Annotated in this window: 18 protein-coding genes; 13 read left to right on the top strand and 5 right to left on the bottom strand. The window is 67.8% G+C overall.

Features of this window, described 5'->3' with window-relative positions:
- Positions 1–6: 6 nt before the first annotated feature.
- A complete protein-coding gene (locus FXO18_RS14345) occupies positions 7–987 on the bottom strand; it encodes a hypothetical protein (RefSeq protein WP_149361826.1) in 981 nt (326 codons plus the stop codon).
- Positions 988–1,197: 210 nt separating this feature from the next.
- Here FXO18_RS14345 and FXO18_RS14340 point away from each other — a divergent pair, with 210 nt between their 5' ends.
- From FXO18_RS14340 to FXO18_RS14330, 3 genes are all read left to right on the top strand, one after another.
- Positions 1,198–2,205, top strand: a complete 1,008-nt coding sequence (locus FXO18_RS14340; protein WP_149361825.1) for an AurF N-oxygenase family protein — start codon at positions 1,198–1,200, stop codon at positions 2,203–2,205.
- A 7-nt stretch (positions 2,206–2,212) separates the two neighbouring features.
- Positions 2,213–3,727: an FAD-dependent oxidoreductase gene (locus FXO18_RS14335; RefSeq protein WP_149361824.1), complete on the top strand. Its 1,515-nt coding sequence runs from the start codon at positions 2,213–2,215 to the stop codon at positions 3,725–3,727.
- 82 nt (positions 3,728–3,809) lie between these two features.
- Complete coding sequence (locus FXO18_RS14330; RefSeq protein ID WP_149361823.1) at positions 3,810–4,514, top strand: haloacid dehalogenase type II; 705 nt, start codon at positions 3,810–3,812, stop codon at positions 4,512–4,514.
- A 27-nt stretch (positions 4,515–4,541) separates the two neighbouring features.
- On the opposite strand, the gene FXO18_RS14325 is transcribed toward FXO18_RS14330, so the two are convergent.
- From FXO18_RS14325 to FXO18_RS14315, 3 genes are all read right to left on the bottom strand, one after another.
- Positions 4,542–4,988: a hypothetical protein gene (locus FXO18_RS14325; protein ID WP_149361822.1), complete on the bottom strand. Its 447-nt coding sequence runs from the start codon at positions 4,986–4,988 to the stop codon at positions 4,542–4,544.
- A 9-nt stretch (positions 4,989–4,997) separates the two neighbouring features.
- Positions 4,998–5,927: a DUF368 domain-containing protein gene (locus FXO18_RS14320; protein WP_235900682.1), complete on the bottom strand. Its 930-nt coding sequence runs from the start codon at positions 5,925–5,927 to the stop codon at positions 4,998–5,000.
- Positions 5,928–5,992: 65 nt separating this feature from the next.
- Positions 5,993–6,430 (bottom strand): hypothetical protein, encoded by a 438-nt coding sequence (locus FXO18_RS14315; protein ID WP_149361821.1) that lies wholly within the window; start codon positions 6,428–6,430, stop codon positions 5,993–5,995.
- A gap of 66 nt (positions 6,431–6,496) precedes the next feature.
- Here FXO18_RS14315 and purT point away from each other — a divergent pair, with 66 nt between their 5' ends.
- From purT to FXO18_RS14290, 5 genes are all read left to right on the top strand, one after another.
- Complete coding sequence (gene purT / locus FXO18_RS14310) at positions 6,497–7,690, top strand: formate-dependent phosphoribosylglycinamide formyltransferase (RefSeq protein ID WP_149361820.1); 1,194 nt, start codon at positions 6,497–6,499, stop codon at positions 7,688–7,690.
- Between the two features lie 307 nt (positions 7,691–7,997).
- A complete protein-coding gene (locus FXO18_RS14305; protein WP_149361819.1) occupies positions 7,998–8,291 on the top strand; it encodes a hypothetical protein in 294 nt (97 codons plus the stop codon).
- A gap of 5 nt (positions 8,292–8,296) precedes the next feature.
- Positions 8,297–9,976 (top strand): alpha/beta hydrolase, encoded by a 1,680-nt coding sequence (locus FXO18_RS14300; protein ID WP_235900705.1) that lies wholly within the window; start codon positions 8,297–8,299, stop codon positions 9,974–9,976.
- Positions 9,973–10,545: an LppA family lipoprotein gene (locus tag FXO18_RS14295; protein ID WP_149361817.1), complete on the top strand. Its 573-nt coding sequence runs from the start codon at positions 9,973–9,975 to the stop codon at positions 10,543–10,545. The genes FXO18_RS14300 and FXO18_RS14295 overlap by 4 nt, the downstream gene beginning before the upstream one ends.
- Before the next feature lie 5 nt (positions 10,546–10,550).
- Positions 10,551–11,033, top strand: a complete 483-nt coding sequence (locus FXO18_RS14290; protein ID WP_149361816.1) for a DUF456 domain-containing protein — start codon at positions 10,551–10,553, stop codon at positions 11,031–11,033.
- 97 nt (positions 11,034–11,130) lie between these two features.
- Here FXO18_RS14290 and FXO18_RS14285 read toward each other — a convergent pair whose 3' ends face one another.
- Complete coding sequence (locus FXO18_RS14285) at positions 11,131–12,510, bottom strand: FAD-dependent oxidoreductase (RefSeq protein ID WP_149361815.1); 1,380 nt, start codon at positions 12,508–12,510, stop codon at positions 11,131–11,133.
- A 173-nt stretch (positions 12,511–12,683) separates the two neighbouring features.
- Here FXO18_RS14285 and FXO18_RS14280 point away from each other — a divergent pair, with 173 nt between their 5' ends.
- The 5 genes from FXO18_RS14280 to FXO18_RS14260 all read left to right on the top strand — a co-directional run bounded on the left by FXO18_RS14280 (position 12,684) and on the right by FXO18_RS14260 (position 18,707).
- Entirely contained in the window at positions 12,684–13,097 is a 414-nt protein-coding gene (locus FXO18_RS14280) for a rhodanese-like domain-containing protein (protein ID WP_149361814.1), read from the top strand.
- On the top strand, positions 13,094–14,293 hold the full coding sequence (locus tag FXO18_RS14275; RefSeq protein WP_407936484.1) for an O-succinylhomoserine sulfhydrylase: 1,200 nt from the start codon (positions 13,094–13,096) through the stop codon (positions 14,291–14,293). Before FXO18_RS14280 ends, FXO18_RS14275 begins: the two co-directional genes overlap by 4 nt.
- 53 nt (positions 14,294–14,346) lie before the next feature.
- Entirely contained in the window at positions 14,347–15,363 is a 1,017-nt protein-coding gene (gene fgd, locus FXO18_RS14270) for a glucose-6-phosphate dehydrogenase (coenzyme-F420) (RefSeq protein ID WP_149361940.1), read from the top strand.
- Positions 15,364–15,443: 80 nt separating this feature from the next.
- Positions 15,444–17,504 carry a phosphate acetyltransferase gene (gene pta, locus FXO18_RS14265; protein ID WP_149361812.1) on the top strand — a complete coding sequence of 687 codons (2,061 nt, stop codon included), beginning with the start codon at positions 15,444–15,446 and terminating at the stop codon, positions 17,502–17,504.
- Positions 17,505–17,513: 9 nt separating this feature from the next.
- Entirely contained in the window at positions 17,514–18,707 is a 1,194-nt protein-coding gene (locus FXO18_RS14260; RefSeq protein WP_407936483.1) for an acetate kinase, read from the top strand.
- The last annotated feature ends 203 nt before the right edge of the window (positions 18,708–18,910 follow it).

Genomic DNA, 18,910 nt, shown 5'->3' with positions numbered 1-18,910 from the left:
CGGTGCTCAGGAATCGTCGGCGTCGTCTGGCTCCCGTGCTGCTCGCCGCTCGCGCTCACGGTTGGCGAACGCGGCCCGCTGGATCTCGTCGGTGTCCTCGGCGCTGGATCCGAGCGCGCCGGCCACGGTGCCCATCGACGCGGACAGCCACGCCAGCTTCGCGTAGTCCGCTAGCGATGCCGGCTCGCCCAGCGTGGAGCCGAGGAACTCCCAGGAGATGACGATGAGCGCGGCGACGAACGTGGCGATGTAGAGGCCGGCGTACATCAGGCTGACACCGAGGCCCACGGTGAGCACGGTGGCGAGGTTGTAGACCGCGGCGTGGGTGTGCGTGCCGCGGGAGCGAGGGGGATCCCAGAGGCGGTTGTAGGCGATGAGCCACAGCGTCATGGCGACGATCGACATGATGGTGACGAGGGTGAGCCTGGCGGGGTGCAGCGCGGTGGCCATCTTCCAGATGCTGGAGAAGAAGATTCCGAAGGCGGCGGTCGCGGCCGCGGCGGCCATCGCGCTCGACAAGCTTGGGACGAGCCGCCATGGGCGGTTGACGCGGATCATTCCGAGCAGCACGCGTATCCAGCGGGGGGAGCGTACACCGAAAGAGGTGCGCTCGCCGTCGGTGCCGGTCTCGAGCACGGTCTTGAGGGCGTCGGCGACCTTTCGGGCGTGCCCTGTGGCGCCGAGCCCGGGCAGGGAGATCAGGGCGGCGTCGGCGCGTGACTCGATATCGATCGCGATGGGGCCGCTCTTGGCGAGACGGGGCAGCTCGGTCACCCCGATGATGATGTCGGGCGCGTTGCCCTCGCCGGTCTCCGATGCGGTGCTGCTGAGAATGATCTCGCCGTCCTCGTCGAGGGGCAGGGACCGCGTGGTGACCGTGATGTCGTAGTGCTGGGCATCGAGCCGCTTCACGGCCTCGCGCGATGCGTGGGTGGCCAGGCCGGGCTCGGCCAGTACGAGGACTCGCTGGGGGTTGGCTGGGCTCATGGCTTCGAAGCTACCCAGGATCGAGCAGATCAAGCATGAGTGATGCGCGACACACACCTGCCGCTGCTGCATCGACGCTGGTGAGCGGTGTTACCAGATTGTTCCCACATCAATTGTGCCAATGAGCATTGACATGTTTGCCGGGGCAGCTTACCGTCGGAAGCGTCTCACATGAGACACCGTGACCAAGATACTCTTTGAGGAGTAATCATGACGCTTTCCATCGACGACGCTGTGAAAGCCAGCCAGTACACCGATCACCTCGCGACGCTCTCCGAGGGATCGACGCGCAAGCACTTCGATCCCTACGAGGACATAGCCTGGGACTCCGACGAGTACGCCGTCATCGCCGACGACCCTCGCTGGATCCTCCCCAAGGCCGATCCGCTGGGCCGCCACCCCTGGTACCTCGCGCAGCCCCGCGAGAAGCAGATCGAGATGGGAATGTGGCGCCAGGCCAACATCATGAAGGTCGGCCTGCACTTCGAGAACGTCCTCATCCGCGGCATCATGCACTATGCGTTCATGCTGGACAACGGCAATCCGGAGTTCCGCTACGTCACCCACGAGGCTGGCGAGGAATGCAACCACACGCTGATGTTCCAGGAAGGCGTCAACCGCATCGGCGCGGACGTGCCCGGCATGACTGGCCTGCTGCGCAAGCTCGTGCCGCTCGTCGGCGTGGCCGTGCGCATCTACCCGGAATGGTTCTTCACCTTCGTCCTCGGCGGCGAGGAGCCCATCGATCACGTGCAGAAGTCTGTCCTGCGCGCGGGCGGCGAGCTGCACCCCATGCTCGAGCGTGTCATGCAGATCCACGTGGCCGAGGAAGCCCGGCACATCTCGTTCGCGCACCAGTACCTCCTGCGCAACGTCCCCGCGCTCAACCCCGTCAAGAAGCACCTGCTCTCGGTGCTCTTCCCGGTCACCATGCGCTGGATGTGCGACATCATCGTCATCCCGCCCCAGCAGTACATCGACCGCTTCGAGATCCCGCGCTCCGTCATCAAGGAGCTCTACTGGGGCTCGCCGGAATCCCGCGAGACCCTGCGCGACATCTTCGGCGACGTGCGTGCCCTCGCCCGCGACGCCGGCCTGATGAACCCCGTCTCGAAGGCAGTGTGGAAGCTGTGCGGCATCGCCGGACGGCCCACCCGCTACCGCAGCGAGCCCACCTCCGACCAAGCGATGGTCGCGAGCCTCACCCGGGCGGCGTGATCCGAGCATGCCCCACGTCGTCACGCAGGCCTGCTGCGCGGACGCCTCCTGCGTCTTCGCCTGCCCCGTCAACTGCATCCATCCCAGCCCCGACGAGCCGGACTTCCTCACGGCCGAGATGCTCCACATCGACCCGGAGTCCTGCGTCGACTGCGGCGCATGCGTCGAGGCATGCCCGGTGGATGCCATCGTGCCCCACCGCAAGCTCGAGCCGCACCAGGAGGAGTTCCGCCAGATCAACGCGGACTTCTACCAGCAGCCCCGGCCCCGCACACCGCTCGCGCTGATCCCCATCTCGCCGCGCAAGCAACCCTCGCCGGACCCGTTGCGCGTCGCCATCGTCGGATCGGGCCCGGCCGCGATGTACGCCGCCGACGAGCTGCTCAAGCAGCGCGATGTGGCCGTCACCATGCATGAGCGGCTCGATAGGCCCTACGGCCTCGCCCGGTACGGGGTGGCCCCGGACCATGAGGCCACCCGCCAGGTCGCTGGCTTGTTCGACATCATCAGCAGCGACCGTAGGCTCGAGCAGCGATTCGGCACCGAGCTCGGGGTGGACGTGACGGACGCGGACCTCCACGAGACCCACCACGCGGTGATCTACGCGACCGGCGCCTCCTCGGACCGGCGTCTCGGGATCCCCGGGGAGGATCTTCCCGGCAGTGTCGCCGCCACCGACTTCGTCGCCTGGTACAACGGCCACCCCGACCACGCTGACCGTGACTACCCCCTTGACCACGAGCGGGTCGTCATCATTGGCAACGGCAACGTCGCCCTCGACATGGCCCGTATCCTCACCACCGACCCCGAGAAGCTAGCCGCCACCAGCATCGCGCCGCATGCCCTCGAGGCACTGCGGGCCAGCGCTGTCCGCGAGGTAGTCATCCTCGGGCGCCGCGGACCCGCCCAGGCCGCCTACACCTTGCCGGAGCTGCTCGGCCTCGCCCGCAAGCATCCTGCCCGCCTCGTCATCGACAAGCAGGAGCTCCACATCGACGCTGCCACCGAGCTGCAGCGCAACAATGGCACCCTCGCCCCGGCCACCGAGCGCAAGCTCGCGATCGCCGAGGAGATCGCGCTGGACATGGGAGAAGCCACCCCGGACGAGCGGCGCATCGTGCTGCGATACCTCGCGTCGCCACGGGAGATCCACGGCGGCGAGCGGGTCACCAGCATCACCGCCGAGCACAACGAGCTGGTCGAGCAGGACGGCAGCGCGCGGGCAGTCGGCACCGGCCACACCGAGACCCTCAGCACCGGCCTGGTCATCCGATCCGTCGGCTACCGGGGCAGCGCGCTGCCAGGCGTGCCGTTCGACGAAGCGCGCGGCATCATCCCCAACATCGAGGGCCGCGTCACCGGGATCGACGGTGCTCCACGTCGTGGCAGCTACGTCACCGGCTGGATCAAGCGCGGACCCTCCGGCTTCATCGGCACCAACAAGACGTGCGCGAAGGAAACCGTCGATCACCTCATCGAGGACTACAACAATGGTCTGCTCCGCGGAGCGTTGCGCCGCTAGTCGCCCGGCGCATCCGCACCATGATCGCCCGGGCCATCGGCCTCGGATAGCGGGAGCCTCAGCGCCATGATTGAGTAGCGGCATGATCTCTGCCGTCCTGTTCGACGTCCAGGGCACCGCCACGGACTTCCACAGCACCGTGACTAGGGCCTGCGATGCGGATTTGGGCCCCGCGCCCACCGAGGCGGGATGGGGTGGCTTCGTCAACGAGTGGCGGGCCCTGTACTTCGAGGCGCTCACCGTGCTCGGCGGGCACACCGGTGACTGGATCAGTGTCCACTCGGTGTATCGCACGGCTCTCGATGAGCTGCTGCACGAGCATCGGATCGACGCGACCGAGGAGCAGCGGGAGCAGCTCGCGCGGTCCTGGCAGCGGCTCGACCCCTGGCCGGACGTCATCGATGGAGTACGTGCCCTCAACGAGCACGTCGTCACTGCCACGCTGTCGAACGCTGACGTGTCCGCGGTCGTGGGCATCACCCGGCATGCACGAATCCCCTGGACTGTGCCCCTCGCGGCGGAGATGTTCGGCGCCTTCAAGCCCGACCCGCGGGTGTATCTCGGGGCTGCCCGCTACCTGGGCGTGCCACCCAGCGAGATCCTGATGGTGGCGAGCCACAAGTACGATCTTCATGCCGCGCGGTCTCTCGGGCTGCGCACCGCCTTCGTGGCGCGCCCCGACGAGCACGGTCCTGGCGCTGAGGTGGACGTGGAGCCGGAGGACGTGTTCGACGTCAACGTCACCAGCTTCGGAGAGCTCGCCGACTGGGTGGCGCGCAACCGCTAGGCCGCGGCACCGCCTCGGCGAGGGCTGCTAGAACAAATGCTCATGCTCGTTCCCGCCGTTGCCGGTGCGCCGGGGGAGGCAGGCCTGGGCGAGCGCGGCCGAGATCAGCGAGAACGCAAGCGTGACAGTGGCAACGACCATCAGTTCCACGAGGGTGAGCGCGGTGACGCTGCCCGCGCGGGCGGTGGCGAGGGCGGAGAGAGCCAGGCCAGCGCCGATCAGGACGGTCGCGGCAACCGCAGCGGTGTAGCGCCTCCGCCATGCGAAGCCCGTGGGGGAGGGGTGGCGGGACTCGAGCCGCAGCGCGAGCGTCGCTCCCACGGTGGCGAATGCCCCGACGAACAGCCCGATGGCCATGCCCACCGCGAGCGCCGGAACCCACTCGCCCAGCCCGGACGCGCGCATGGCTATGCCGCCGGCGATGCCCGCGAGCGCATGGATGGCGAGCAGGCGCAGGGCGGTGCGGGATGTCATGCGCGAGCGTCAGGCGTCGGTCGAGGTGGTGGTGGGCGCGGTCCGCGGTGCCTCGTAGCGGCGGGCGATGATCATGATCGACAGGACCGTGATAGCGCCAGCAGCCATGAGCAGAAAGGTGACGGGCACATCACCGCTGGGCGCGAGGAGCTCCCGGCTGTCGGTCTGCCAGGGCCACAGGGCGCGCAGCGAACCGAGCAGCAGGCCCGTCATCACCACCATGGTGAGGTGGTGGTAGTGCTCGAGCAGCCACTGGAGGAGCTTGACGAACACGGAGAGCCCGAGGAACGCGCCGAGGCCGAAGAAGAAGATGTAGCCGAGGTCGCGGTCGTTCACCGCGTCGAGGGTGGTGGTGTAGAGCCCCATGGCGAGCAGCATGAACGAGCCCGAGACGCCGGGCAGCACCAGTGCGTTGATGGCGATGGCGGCGGCGCCCATGATGATCAGTGGGCTCGGGTCCGAGGCGTTGCCCTCGGGGAAGCCGGTGAGGAAGAACGCGGCGACGGCGGCGGCGAGGGCGACCAGATAGTTCATGCCGGTCCAGCGCATGCCAGTGTGGGTGTAGGGCACCCAGATCGAGGCGAGGACGAGGCCGAAGAACACGGCGAAGGAGCGCTGCGGGTGCTCCTCGACGAGTGGCGCGAGGATCTTCGCGGCGAGCAGCAGCATCGCGACCATGCCAGCGAGCACGCCGATGATCATGAGCCAATCGACCTTGCGCAGTTCTGCCATGGCGCGGCTGGTGCCTTGGCCGCGCGGAATGTCGGCGACGGCGATGCGGAGCCCGCTGACGGTGTGGCCGGCGGAGAGAATCAGCCGGTCGTACAGGCCGGTGATGAGCGCGACCGTGCCGCCACTGACTCCGGGGATCACCTCGGCGGTGCCCATGAGGCCGCCGCGGACAACGTTGAGCACATGCGTGCTAGGAGCATTCGCCATTATTACAGGGTAAGCGGCCCGGCGGGGAATCAGCGTGTGATCCACGCTGCACCGGCCGTGGCGGCTCAAGCGGTGACGAACTGCGCGGCCACGAACCCCGAGAACAGCACGACGAAGCCACCGATCTCCGCCACGATCAGCGCGATCATGAACGCGTGCAGCCCCCGCACCGGGCTCGCGAACTGGTTCGTCGTATCCCGCAGCCAGCCATGCACCATGTAGGACACGATCGCCCCGACGAAGAACACCAGCACCGCCAGCACGGCCACCACGTTCACCCACGAGGCCCAGGCGCTCAGCTCCGCGAAGACAGCCAGCAGCATCGAGGCGAACGAGTACAGCAGCGCCGCCCGGTGCGCGATGTCGACGTAGGGATGCGCCACGTGCTCCGGGGAGCGGGCCATCTGTACGTACTTCCATACTCCGAGCAGCAGCGCCCACAGGAATATGCCTCCTGCGGCGAGCAACGAGATCCTCGTCTCCAGTGCCAATGCCACATCCATGCATGCATCTTCTCACCCGCTAGGCTCTACACGTCAGGCGAGAGGCGCACGGAGAGGGAACACTAGGTGATCATCGGTACACCGCTGAGCGACGGAGCAACCCGCGTCATGCTGCTCGGGGCAGGCGAGCTCGGCAAGGAAGTCATCATCGCGTTCCAGCGCCTCGGCGTGGAGGTCATCGCCGTCGACCGCTACGCCAAGGCTCCCGGCCACCAGGTCGCCCACCGCTCGCATGTCATCGACATGACGGACAAGGACGCGCTGCTCTCGCTCATCAAGCACGAGAAGCCCCACTATGTCGTCCCCGAGATCGAGGCCATCGCCACCGATGCCCTCGCCGAGGCCGTGGCCAGCGACATCACCGAGGTCATCCCTACCGCTCGCGCGACCCAGCTCACCATGAACCGCGAGGGCATCCGCCGCCTCGCCGCCGAGGCGCTCGGCCTGCCCACCTCGCCCTATGCCTTCGCCGATACCTACGAGGAGCTCGCCGCCGCCACCGAGCGGATCGGCTACCCCTGCGTGGTCAAGCCGATCATGTCCTCATCAGGCAAGGGGCAATCCGTCGTCCATGATGCTGACGGTCTCGAAGCCGCATGGGAGTATGCCCACGCCGGCGGTCGCGTCCACAACGATCGCGTCATCGTCGAGGGCTTCGTCGACTTCGACTACGAGATCACCCTCCTCACCGTGCGATCCACCCATTCCGGCGCCATCACTACCTCCTTCTGCGCGCCGATCGGGCACCGCCAGGTCGCGGGCGACTACGTCGAGTCCTGGCAGCCCCACCCCATGAGCGATGCAGCGCTCGCCGCGGCCGAGGGCGTCGCCGAGCGCATCACCGCCGCGCTCGGCGGTCGCGGGGTGTTCGGCGTCGAGCTGTTCGTCAAGGGCGACGAGGTCTTCTTCTCCGAGGTCAGCCCCCGACCGCACGACACGGGGCTCGTCACTCTCGCCACGCAGCGGCTCTCCGAGTTCGAGCTGCATGCCCGCGCGGTGCTCCGGCTCCCCGTCGACACGACGCTGCTCAGCCCGGGAGCATCCGCGGTGATCTACGGCGGCGTCGACGCGCGCTCCATCCAGTTCACGGGCGTCGACGAGGCACTCGCTGTTCCTGGCACCGATATCCGGCTCTTCGGCAAGCCCGAGAGCTTCGAGAACCGCCGCATGGGTGTCGCGGTGGCTGTCGCCGGGACTATCGACGAGGCTCGCGAGAACGCCACCAAGGCTGCTGCCTGCGTCACCGCCGTCACTCCTTAGCTGCTCCCAGCTGGCTACCTAGTGCCGTGCGCGCGGCCGCCAGTGTGCGAATTGCCATGCGTCGGCCACCAGTGTGCGAATTACGTCAGCATCCGCGGAATTTCCTGTCGTTTCTCGCACACTCGCGGGGCGATCGTTCCAAGGCAGGGCACACTCCCGGGGCGGAGGCTGGTGCTGCGCCGCGGGAAGATCGCTGGATGTGACGTCGATCGCATGCGGGGAAGGGAACCTTCCGGCTACGCGCAGCATCTGTCTCCCCTGAAAGGGATGATCCTGGCTGCGATCCGGCGGCCAACGCGGAGGTGCCATGGATGACACGGAGCTTGTAGCGGATACCGGAGCGCTCAGCGCCCTGGCAGCCGAGGTCGACCGCTGCGCCGATGGCGTCGGTTCGATCGAACTGGGCGCGGGCGCGCCACCGGGTCTCGCTGGCTCGGGGCTCGATGCGGCGGTAGCGGAGATCGTTGACGCATCCCTCGCTGTGCGAGAGGCGCATGTGGATGCATTGCGAAGCCACGGCCGACGAGTCGCCGCTGCGTGCGACGGCTATTGCACCACCGAGGCAGCATCCACGCAACGGCTCCTGAGGGCGTGGCCGTGAGCTCCATGCCGTTGTCGCGCGCACGGGCCCTGGCCTGGGAAGGCCTGGAGAACCACGCGGCACTCTACGAGAACGCTGCCTCCCGCCTAGTGGCACACTCCGATGCGGCGCTGGATGCGTTCGACAGCGTGCACCCACCAAGCTGGGACGGCAGCGCGGCTCGCCTGGCACGGGAACGCTTCATCGAGCAGCGGGCCGCGGGCCGGGCATCGGCCACCGGCTTCGAGGCAGCCGCAGAGGCCATGCGCCAGGTCGCCCGCATGATGCGGACGCAGCAATCAACCGCGATGAGCGCAGTGGGTGCAGCTATCGCGGATGGCTTCGATGTCAGCGACTCGTGGGTCGTATCCGCCCGGCAGGGCGCTAGCCTGCCCGAGGAGCGCGCGCTCATCCTGGCGCGCCACCACGAGCAGGTGAGCAACGCCGCGAACGCCTTCCACGGAGCGCTGGCGAGGTCGATCACGGTATTGCGCGAAGCGGTGCCTCAGCAGCGCTCCGTGGAAGGCCGATCGGGTGAGGGGGAACGTGCTCCCGAGCCCCCTGCGGATGCATCGGCGAAGCAGAACCGGGAGTACTGGGACTCGCTCACGGAGCAGCAGCGGGCGTGGGTGCTCGAGAAGCATCCGGAGTGGATCGGTGATCTCGATGGAGTGCCCTCGGGCGCGCGGCACGAGGCGAACATCGCGCGGATCGATAGCGAGCGCGAGCGCCTCGACAACCAGCGCGAGGAGCTTACCGAGGAGCTCGAGGACAACATGTTCGGCGGAGCATTCACGAACGCGGATGCTGAGCTCTGGTACACCGAGCGCAAGCTGCAAGACCTCGACACGATCGAGAACATGCTCGACGACTATCCGGAGGGCCGGTTGATGCTTCTCGACATGAGCTCGGGAGAACGAGGCATGGCAGCGTTCGCGATCGGCGACCCCGATTCCGCTGACCATGTGTCCGTCACGACCCCAGGCTTCACCACCACCATTTCCGGTTCCTTCGAGAGCATGGTCAAGGAAACGGCAAGCCTGCAGCGCGAGGCCGAGCGGCAGTTGTTCAACAACGGCAGAGGCGAGGAGACCGTCGCTTCGATCGCGTGGCTCGGGTACGAGCCACCGCAGAAGGATGGCCCCGGTTGGGCAGACGCGCCCGCTGGCTTCGCCGATGTCGCCCAGAGCGATCATGCGGAGGAAGGCGCGGCGCGGCTCGCTTCCTTCTATGACGGGATCGCGGTGGCCTCCGAGCAGGATGACCCACACATCACGGCGCTCGGCCACTCCTACGGCTCGTACACGACAGGGCTCGCGCTGCAGGATCCAGGCCCCGGCCAACCCGTCGATGACGCGGTGTTCTACGGCTCGCCCGGCGTCAATGCCAGCGACGAGAAGGACCTCGGCCTCGATGAAGGGCATGCGTACGTGATGGAGGCCGAAGGAGTATGGAGCTTCCTGGGTGGTGACGGCGACCCCGTCGGTGATCTGGGCAACGTTGGCTCGTTCGGCCCCGACCCCGCCGAGGCTGCCTTCGAGCAACTGTCCACCGACGCCTTGGTCACCCCCGACGGTATCGAGCGCGAGGGCTCGACCGGGCACAGCGAGTATTCCCGCCTCGGATCCAATGGCGAGCTGAGAACATCGGGCTACAACATGGCCGTCATCGTGGGCGGTCTCCAGGATCAGGTGGTGCGCGGATGAAGCGACCAGGCAGGCTGGCGATGGCAGCGCCGATGATGGCTACCGTCATGGCCGCGAGCGGATGCGGAGGCATCATGGAGAGTCCCTACAACCATTCCGATGCGGAGATCGACCGTGCCGCTGAGCTGATGTGCGACCTGCCGGCGCTGGAGGAGACCGAGGCCACGATGGTCGCTGTGATCGAGGAGATCAAAGACGTCGCGTCCGGCATCAGTCCGGCGCTGCAGTGGGAGGAGGCCCGGCCACGGCGCGCAGAGGGGTGCGGCGGGGCGTTCGCCAGCACGGACGGCTCCAGCGTGCGCATGCCCTTGTGGGGATCGCAGGCCCCCATCCCCGATGCGGACTGGCCGGCGATCCTCGATGCTGTCCGCGGGATCGCAGCGCGCGCGGGCCTCGCCGATGTGACGGTCAGGGTCGATAGGCCGGGCGACCATGATGTCGTCCTCGCTGGCGGCAACGGCAACCGGATCCAGATCGGGAGCAAGGTCGCGGCGAGCATCACCGGGGAGACAGGCTGCCGGTACAAGGCGGAGAGGATGCCTGGCGCGAACGGCGACCGGATACGGTAAGCCGCATGAACCTGCTAGGCGAGCTGATCGTCGCCCTCGTCATCGTCATCGGCATCATCGGTACGGTGCTGCCAATCCTGCCTGGCGTGATCGTCATCTTCGGGGCAGTTCTGGCCTGGGCCATCTTCGAGGGCACCACGCAGGGCTGGATGATCTTCCTCATCGTCACGGCGTTCATCGTCATCACGGGCGTGCTGCAGTACACCTGGCCAGGGAGGTCCCTCCGCGAGGCCGGCATCCCCACCCGATCGATCGTGGTCGGCCTGATCCTCGCGGTGGTCGGGTTCTTCGTCATCCCGGTGATCGGGTTGTTCATCGGCTTCATCGGCGGCACGTTCCTCGCCGAGACGGCCCGCGTCCGCCAGGCTGACGCAGCATGGAACGCCACGGTGCATGCCACCAAGGCGGTCGTTCTCTCGACGTTGATCCAGCTTCTCGGGGCGCTGGCGGCCGGCGCGACCTGGGCGATCGGCGCCTGGGTGCTCTAGCTACCGGAAGTCGCAAGCCTCCGCATCCCAGCCTGCAACGCAGCAGCCCCCGGCTGGTCCACGTGGATCCAACCGGGGGCTGCGGAGCAGGCGCGGGCTACTCCTCGTCGCTGACTCCGCTGGCGCGCAGCATCTCGTCGCGCTCGACGACCTTGATGCGGGGCCGGCCGTGCGGCTCGCCGAGGGCCTTCTCGTGCGCGTCGAGCCGGTACCAGCCATCCCAGGTGGTGAAGGGGACGCCTTTGCTGGTGAGGTGGTCGGTGATCGCGTCCTCGCGGGGATCGGCAGGCTCGGGCAGCGAGGGCGCGTCCTCGAGCAGGCACGCGATGGTCTCGTTGGCGTCGCCCTTGGTGTGGCCGATCAGGCCGATGGGGCCGCGCTTGATCCAGCCGGTGACGTAGATGCCGGGCAGTGGCTGGCCATCGTCACCGGTGACGCGCCCGGCCTCGTTGGGCACGGTGCCGGCCTGCTCGTCGAACGGCAGCTTGGCGATGTTCTCCGACAGGTAGCCCACCGCCCGGTAGACGGCCTGGACGTCCCAGTCGGTGTACTTCCCGGTGCCGCGGACGTTGCCGGTGCCGTCGAGCTCGGTGCGCTCGGTGCGCAGGCCGGTGACCTTGCCGTCAGTGCCGAGGATCTCGGTGGGGCTCTCGAAGAAGTGCAGGTAGATCTTGTTGGGCAGCCCCTTGGGGTCGCGGATCGCGTAGTCCTGGATGATGTTGGCGACCTGGTCGACGATCTTCGAGGAGCGCCGGGCGATCTCGGAGGCCTCGTCGTAGTCGATGTCCAGCGGATCGACGATCACATCGACATTGGGGGAGTGGGAGAGCTCCTTGAGCTCGAGGGGGGTGAACTTGGCCTGGGCGGGGCCGCGGCGGCCGAAGACGTGGACCTCGCGGGCGCGAGAGGCCCGCAGTCCCTCGTAGACGTTGTGCGGGATCTCGGTCTCGAGCAGCTCGTCGGCGGTCTTGGCGAGCACGCGGGCCACGTCGAGGGCGACGTTGCCGACACCGAGGACAGCGACCTTCTCGGCGTCGAGGGGCCAGTCGCGGGGCACATCTGGGTGGCCGTCGTACCAGGAGACGAAGTCGGCGGCGCCGTGGGAGCCGTCGAGCTCGATGCCGGGGATCCCCAGCGCGCGGTCGGCGTTGGCGCCGGTGGCGAAGATGACCGCATCGTAGAGGGAGTGCAGCGTGGGCAGGTCGATGTCGGTGCCGTAGTCGACATTGCCGAACAGGCGGACCTCGGGCTTGTCGAGGACCTTGTGCAGCGCGGTGATGATGCCCTTGATGCGGGGGTGGTCGGGGGCGACGCCATAGCGGATGAGGCCGAAGGGGGCGGGCATGCGCTCGAAGATGTCGATGCTGACCCCCCGTTCGGCGGCGGTGTCCGATTTCATCAAGGCGTCAGCGGCATAGATGCCGGCGGGGCCGGACCCGACGATTCCAACTCGCAACGGCCGATTCTGGTCAGTCATCAGAAGCGCTTAACCTCATTCTGGGGTGGACAGTCGAGTGTCCAGTGTAGAGTAGAAATTCCGGCACTGGTAAGCCTGCTCTAACCTGCCAGGTTCCCCGCCCTTTTCCAAGCCGCTAGCGACATGTGCCGTCCAGTGTGCGCGCGGGCCCCCCGGTATGGAACGCTGTAGGGGTGAGCTACGCAGGTGACATCAGCCCCGAGCAGGCATGGCAGATGCTCGAGAACGATCCCGAGGCAGTCCTCGTCGACGTCCGTACACAGGCCGAGTGGAGCTATGTCGGTGTGCCCGATGTCTCACCACTGGGCAAGCGGACCGTCTTCGTCGAGTGGGTCGGTTTCCCCACGGGCGCGCGCAACGCGGACTTCCTCAACGAGCTCGCTGCCGCGGGCATCCATCCGGGCCAGCCGCTGGTTTTCCTCTGCCGGTCGGGCCAGCGCTCCATCGGTTCGGCGCAGCTCGCCACCTCCGCGGGCCTCGGTCCTGCCTACAACGTCCTTGATGGTTTCGAGGGCGCTATCGACGACCAGGGGCATCGCGGCCATCGCGGCTGGCGTGCGCTCGGCCTGCCGTGGAGGCAGTCGTGAGCCTCCCGCCGCAGCGCCCGCTGCCCGAGGGCGTGCGACCCGAGACCATTGGCGTGCGCGGCGGGCTCGCGCGGTCCGGCTACGAGGAGACCGCCGAGGCGCTCTACCTCACCTCCGGCTATGTCTATGAGTCCGCTGGTGCCGCCGAGCAGGCTTTCATCGATGGTGATCGCTTCGTCTACTCCCGCTACGGCAATCCCACCGTCGCGATGTTCGAGGAGCGGCTGCGCCTGATGGATGGCGCCGAGGCATGCTTCGGCACGGCGAGCGGCATGGCGGCCGTGTTCGTGGCGCTCGGCGCGCTGCTGAAGGCCGGCGATCGCCTGGTGGCGGCCCGCAGCCTGTTCGGCTCCTGCTTCGTGGTGTGCAACGAGATCCTGCCCCGCTGGGGGATCGAGACCGAGTTCGTCGACGGCGAGGACCTCGACCAGTGGGAGCGGGCGCTGGCGAAGCCGACCGCCGCTGTGTTCTTCGAGACCCCGGCCAACCCGATGCAGGCACTCGTGGATGTGCAGCGGGTATCCGAGCTCGCGCATGCCGCGGGCGCGCAGGTCGTGCTCGACAATGTGTTCGCCACCCCCCTGCTGCAGCGGGGCTTCGACCTCGGTGCGGACGTGATCGTGTATTCGGGCACCAAGCACATCGATGGCCAGGGCCGCGTCCTCGGTGGCGCGATCCTTGGACCGAAGGACTACATCGATGGTCCGGTGCAGACGCTGATGCGCCATACCGGTCCCGCGCTGAGCCCGTTCAACGCCTGGGTGATGCTCAAGGGCCTCGAGACCCTGGGCATCCGCGTCCAGCAGCAGAACGCGTCCGCCCATCGCATCGCTGAGTTCCTTGATGAGCACCCCGCGACGCGGTGGGTCCGCTACCCGTTCCTGCCGTCGCACCCGCAGTACGAGCTCGCGAAGCGGCAGATGCTCGGCGGCGGCACCGTGGTGACGTTCGAGCTCGATGCCGAGGACGGCAAGGCGCGGGCCTTCGAGGTGCTCGACAAGCTGCGGATCATCGATATCTCCAACAACCTCGGGGACTCGAAGACCCTCATCACCCACCCTGCCACCACCACGCATCGCGCCATGGGGCCGGAGGGCCGGGCCACCGTAGGTATCACCGACGGTGTGGTCCGCATCTCCGTGGGGCTCGAGCACGTCGACGATCTCCTCGAGGATCTCCAGCAAGCACTCGCGTAGGCCGCGGCAGCCCTCGCCGGGTAGCGTGGATCGTGGCGAAGGGAGGCACACCAGTGCTCAAGCTCGGGTACAAGGCATCGGCGGAGCAGTTCGCGCCCCGTGATCTCGTGGAGCTCGCCGTCAAGGCCGAGCAGTGCGGCATGGATTCCGCCACCGTCAGTGACCATTTCCAGCCGTGGCGGCACACCGGCGGGCACGCGCCGTTCTCCCTGGCGTGGATGACCGCGGTGGGGGAGCGCACCAGCCGCATCCAGCTCGGCACTTCGGTGATGACGCCGACTTTCCGCTACAACCCGGCCGTCATCGCGCAGGCCTTCGCCACGATGGGCGTGCTCTACCCCGGCCGCATCATGCTCGGCGTCGGCACCGGCGAGGCGCTCAACGAGATCGCCACCGGGTTCAACGTCTCCGACGATCACCCCTGGCCCGAGTTCAAGGAACGCTTCGCCCGCCTGCGCGAGGCCATCCGGCTCATCCGCGCGCTGTGGACCGAGGACAACGTCACCTTCGAGGGCGACTACTACAACACCGTCGACGCGACCCTGCATGACCGCCCCGAGCAGCCCCTGCCCGTGTACATCGCTGCCGGTGGGCCGGTGGTCGCCAAGTACGCCGGCCGGGCCGGGGATGGCTTCATCTGCACCTCCGGCAAGGGCATGGACCTCTACACCGACAAGCTGCTGCCCGCCGTGCAGGCTGGCGCGGAGGCCGCGGGGCGCGATGTGAGCGGGATCGACAAGATGATCGAGATCAAGATCTCCTACGACACCGATCACGATGCCGCGCTCGAGAACACCCGCTTCTGGGCGCCGCTGAGCCTCACGCCCGAGCAGAAGCACTCGGTGAGCAGCTCCACCGAGATGGAGCGCCTCGCCGATGAGCTGCCCATCGAGCAGGTCGCCAAGAGGTGGATCGTCGCGTCCGACCCCGACGAGGCGGTCGAGCAGATCAAGCCCTACCTCGACGCCGGGCTCAACCACCTCGTCTTCCACGCCCCCGGCCACGATCAAGCACGCTTCCTCGACCTGTTCGCCCGGGACCTCGCTCCGCGCCTGCGCGCCCTCGGCTAGGGCTCCTCGCCAGGCTCGCGAGGGGCGCTATATTCGCCCCAATTCGCGCGCGCGGGCGGGCAACGGTTAAGAATAGGAACATGCCGTCGAGTGTGTACGTTGCCGCGCCATCCGGGGATACCGGGAAGTCCACCATCGCGCTGGGGGTGCTGCACTTCCTCGCGGCCTCCGCCGCGCGGGTGGGGGTATTCCGGCCGATCTCGCGCTCCAACGATCACACCGACTTCATCCTCGAGATGCTCCTCGAGCACACCACCGCCGACCTCGAGTACGAGCAATGCATCGGTGCCACCTACGCGGAGGTCCACGCCGACCCCGAGCGGGCCCTGTCCGACATCGTCAGCCGCTACCACGTCGTCGCCGAGAAATGCGACGCCGTCGTCATCGTGGGCTCGGACTACACCGATGTCGTCAGCCCCACCGAGCTGACGTTCAACGCCCGCGTCGCCGTCAACCTCGGGGCCCCCGTGCTGCTCGCGCTCTCCGGCAGCGGGCGCGACGCCGAGACCATCGCGCATGCCGCGGAGCTGTGCCTGAGCGAGCTGCGGACCATGCGCGCCCACACCGTCGCGATCATCGCCAACCGGTGCGCGCCCGACCAGATCGACGACATCACCAAGGCGCTCGAGAAGACCGGGGTCGCGGCCTGGGCGCTGCCCGAGGTGCCACTCATGGTGGCCCCCACCATGCAGGAGCTGCTCGATGCGCTCGGCGGCGAGCTCTACAGCGGCGACCCCGAGCTGCTGCAGCGCGAGGCAACGGCGGTGCTCGTCGGTGCCATGACGGCCGAGCACCTGCTCGAGCGGCTCCAGGAGGGTGCTGCCGTCATCGCGCCCGCTGACCGCTCCGACGTGCTGCTTGCCCTCGTCAATGCGCACGAGGCAGAAGGCTTCCCCTCCCTAGCTGGGATCATCTTCAACGGTGGCCTGCTCCCGCACCGGTCCGTGGCCTCCCTCGTCGAGGGCCTCAAGCCGAAGCTGCCCATCATCACGACCAACCACGGCACCTTCAAGACCGCGAGCATCGCCGCCGAGACCCGCGGCCGCGTCGGCGTCGGCTCCCAGCGCAAGGTCGATACCGCGCTCGGACTGATGGAGAAGCACGTCGACGCGCCCACCCTCATCGAGCAGCTCAACGTCACCATGCCGTCAGTGATGACGCCACAGATGTTCGAGTACCAGCTCATCGACCGCGCCCGCGAGCACCGCAAGCACATCGTTCTGCCCGAGGCCACCGATGACCGCATCCTCCGCGCCGCCAGCCGGTTGCTGCAGCGGGAGGTCGCCCAGCTGACCCTCCTCGGCGAGGAGGCCTCCGTCCGCAAGCGCGCCGCCGAGCTCGGCCTCGACCTCGGGGCCGCCGACATTATCAATCCCGCCACCTCGGACCTGCTCGACAAGTTCGCCGCCGAGTACGCCCGCGTCCGCGCCCACAAGGGCATGACGGAGGAGCGGGCCCGCGAGATGATGGTCGATGTCGCCTACTTCGGCACCATGATGGTGCACATGGACATCGCCGACGGCATGGTCTCTGGTGCCGTCCACACCACTGCCCACACGATCCGCCCCGCGTTCGAGGTCATCAAGACCGTCCCCGAGTGCTCCATCGTGTCCAGCATCTTCCTCATGTGCCTAGCCGACGAGGTCCTCGCCTACGGCGACTGCGCGGTGGTGCCCGTTCCCACGTCCGAGCAGCTCGCCGACATCGCCATCTCCTCCGCCGAGACCGCCCGCCAGTTCGGCATCGAGCCCAAGGTGGCCATGCTGTCGTACTCGTCGGGGGAGTCCGGCAGTGGCGAGGACGTCGACAAGGTCCGGCGTGCCACCAAGATCGTCCAGGAGCGCCGCCCCGACCTGCTCGTCGACGGCCCCATCCAGTACGACGCCGCCGTCGAGCCCTCCGTCGCGCGCAGCAAGATGCCGGATTCCAAGATCGCCGGCGAGGCCACGGTGCTGATCTTCCCCGACCTCAACACCGGCAACAACACCTACAAGGCCGTGCAGCGCAGCGCCGGCGCCGTCGCCATCGGACCCGTCCTCCAGGGCCTCAACAAGCCCATCAATGATCTCTCCCGCGGCGCCCTGGTCCAGGACATCGTCAACACTGTCGCCATCACCGCCATCCAGGCCCACAAGGAATAGGAGGCCGTGGTGGCCCGCACCGTCCTCGTCATCAACTCCGGCTCATCGTCGATCAAGTACCAGCTCCTCGACCCAGCATCCGGCGAGGCCCTCGCCAGCGGCGTCGTGGAGCGCATCGGCGAGAACGACGGCATCATCACCCACGCCGATAGCGCCGGCGAGACGGAGCAGCGTGCTCCCATCGCCGACCACAAGGCCGGGCTCGCGCTCGCGTTCGACATGTTCACCCGTGATGGTGGAACCCTCGACGATCTCGGCATCGCCGCTGTCGGCCACCGCGTCGTCCACGGCGGAACTATCTTCACCAGGCCCACGATCATCACCGATGATGTCGTCGCCGAGGTGGACAAGCTTTCCTCCCTCGCGCCCCTGCATAATCCGCCCAACCTGCTCGGCATCGAGGTGGCGCGATCGCTGCTGCCCGATGTGCCGCACGTGGCGGTCTTCGATACCGCGTTCTTCACCACCCTGCCCGCGGCGGCCAGCACCTACGCCATCGACCGCGGCATCGCCGAGCAGCACGGCATCCAGCGCTACGGGTTCCACGGCACCTCCCATGACTACGTCTCGCACCAGGCCGCCGAGCATCTCGGCCGGCCCTACGACACGGTCAACCAGATCGTCCTGCACCTGGGCAACGGCGCTTCGGTCTCGGCCATCCGCGACGGGCAGGCTATCGACACCTCGATGGGACTGACCCCCCTCGAAGGGCTTGTCATGGGCACTCGCAGTGGGGACATCGACCCTGGCGCGCTGCTGCACCTGCTGCGCGTCGCGGGCCTCGGCATCGACGAGCTCGACGAGTTGCTCAACCGCCGCTCCGGGCTCAAGGGGCTTTCCGGGGTCAATGACTTCCGCGCGCTGAGCAACCTCATCGATAGTGGCGACAGGGATGCCAAGCTCGCCTACGACGTCTACATCCACCGGCTCCGCAGGTACATCGGCGCCTACCACCTCGAGCTGGGCGGAACCGACGTCATCACCTTCACCGCCGGGGTCGGCGAGAATGCCAGCAATGTCCGCGCCGATGCGCTGGCCGGGCTCGAGCGCCTCGGCATCATCCTCGACCAGGAGGCCAACGCTGCACGCGCCAAGGAGCCCCGCATCATCTCGACCCCCGAGAGCGCGGTGACCGTCCTCGTGGTGCCCACCGACGAGGAGCTGGCGATCGCCCGGGCGGCCTGGGAGCTTGCGAGCAGGTAGCGCGCGCAGCCGGGGAAAGCAGCAGCGGGCTTGGCCCGGGGACCGATCCAGGGCACGCCGAATGCGTCCGATCCGCGAATATTCCCCCGTAGCGGCGCAAGACACTGTGTGAAAAATTGCATTGCCGGTTGTCAGGGGTGGCGCCTATGGTGAATCCGCGCGCTACACCGGCCTCCGGCACACCGGCGGGACCGCAGCGCCCC

The organism is Lolliginicoccus suaedae (genome assembly GCF_008312885.1).
Classification (GTDB): domain Bacteria; phylum Actinomycetota; class Actinomycetes; order Mycobacteriales; family Mycobacteriaceae; genus Lolliginicoccus; species Lolliginicoccus suaedae.
This window is presented reverse-complemented; position numbering and strand designations above follow the sequence as displayed.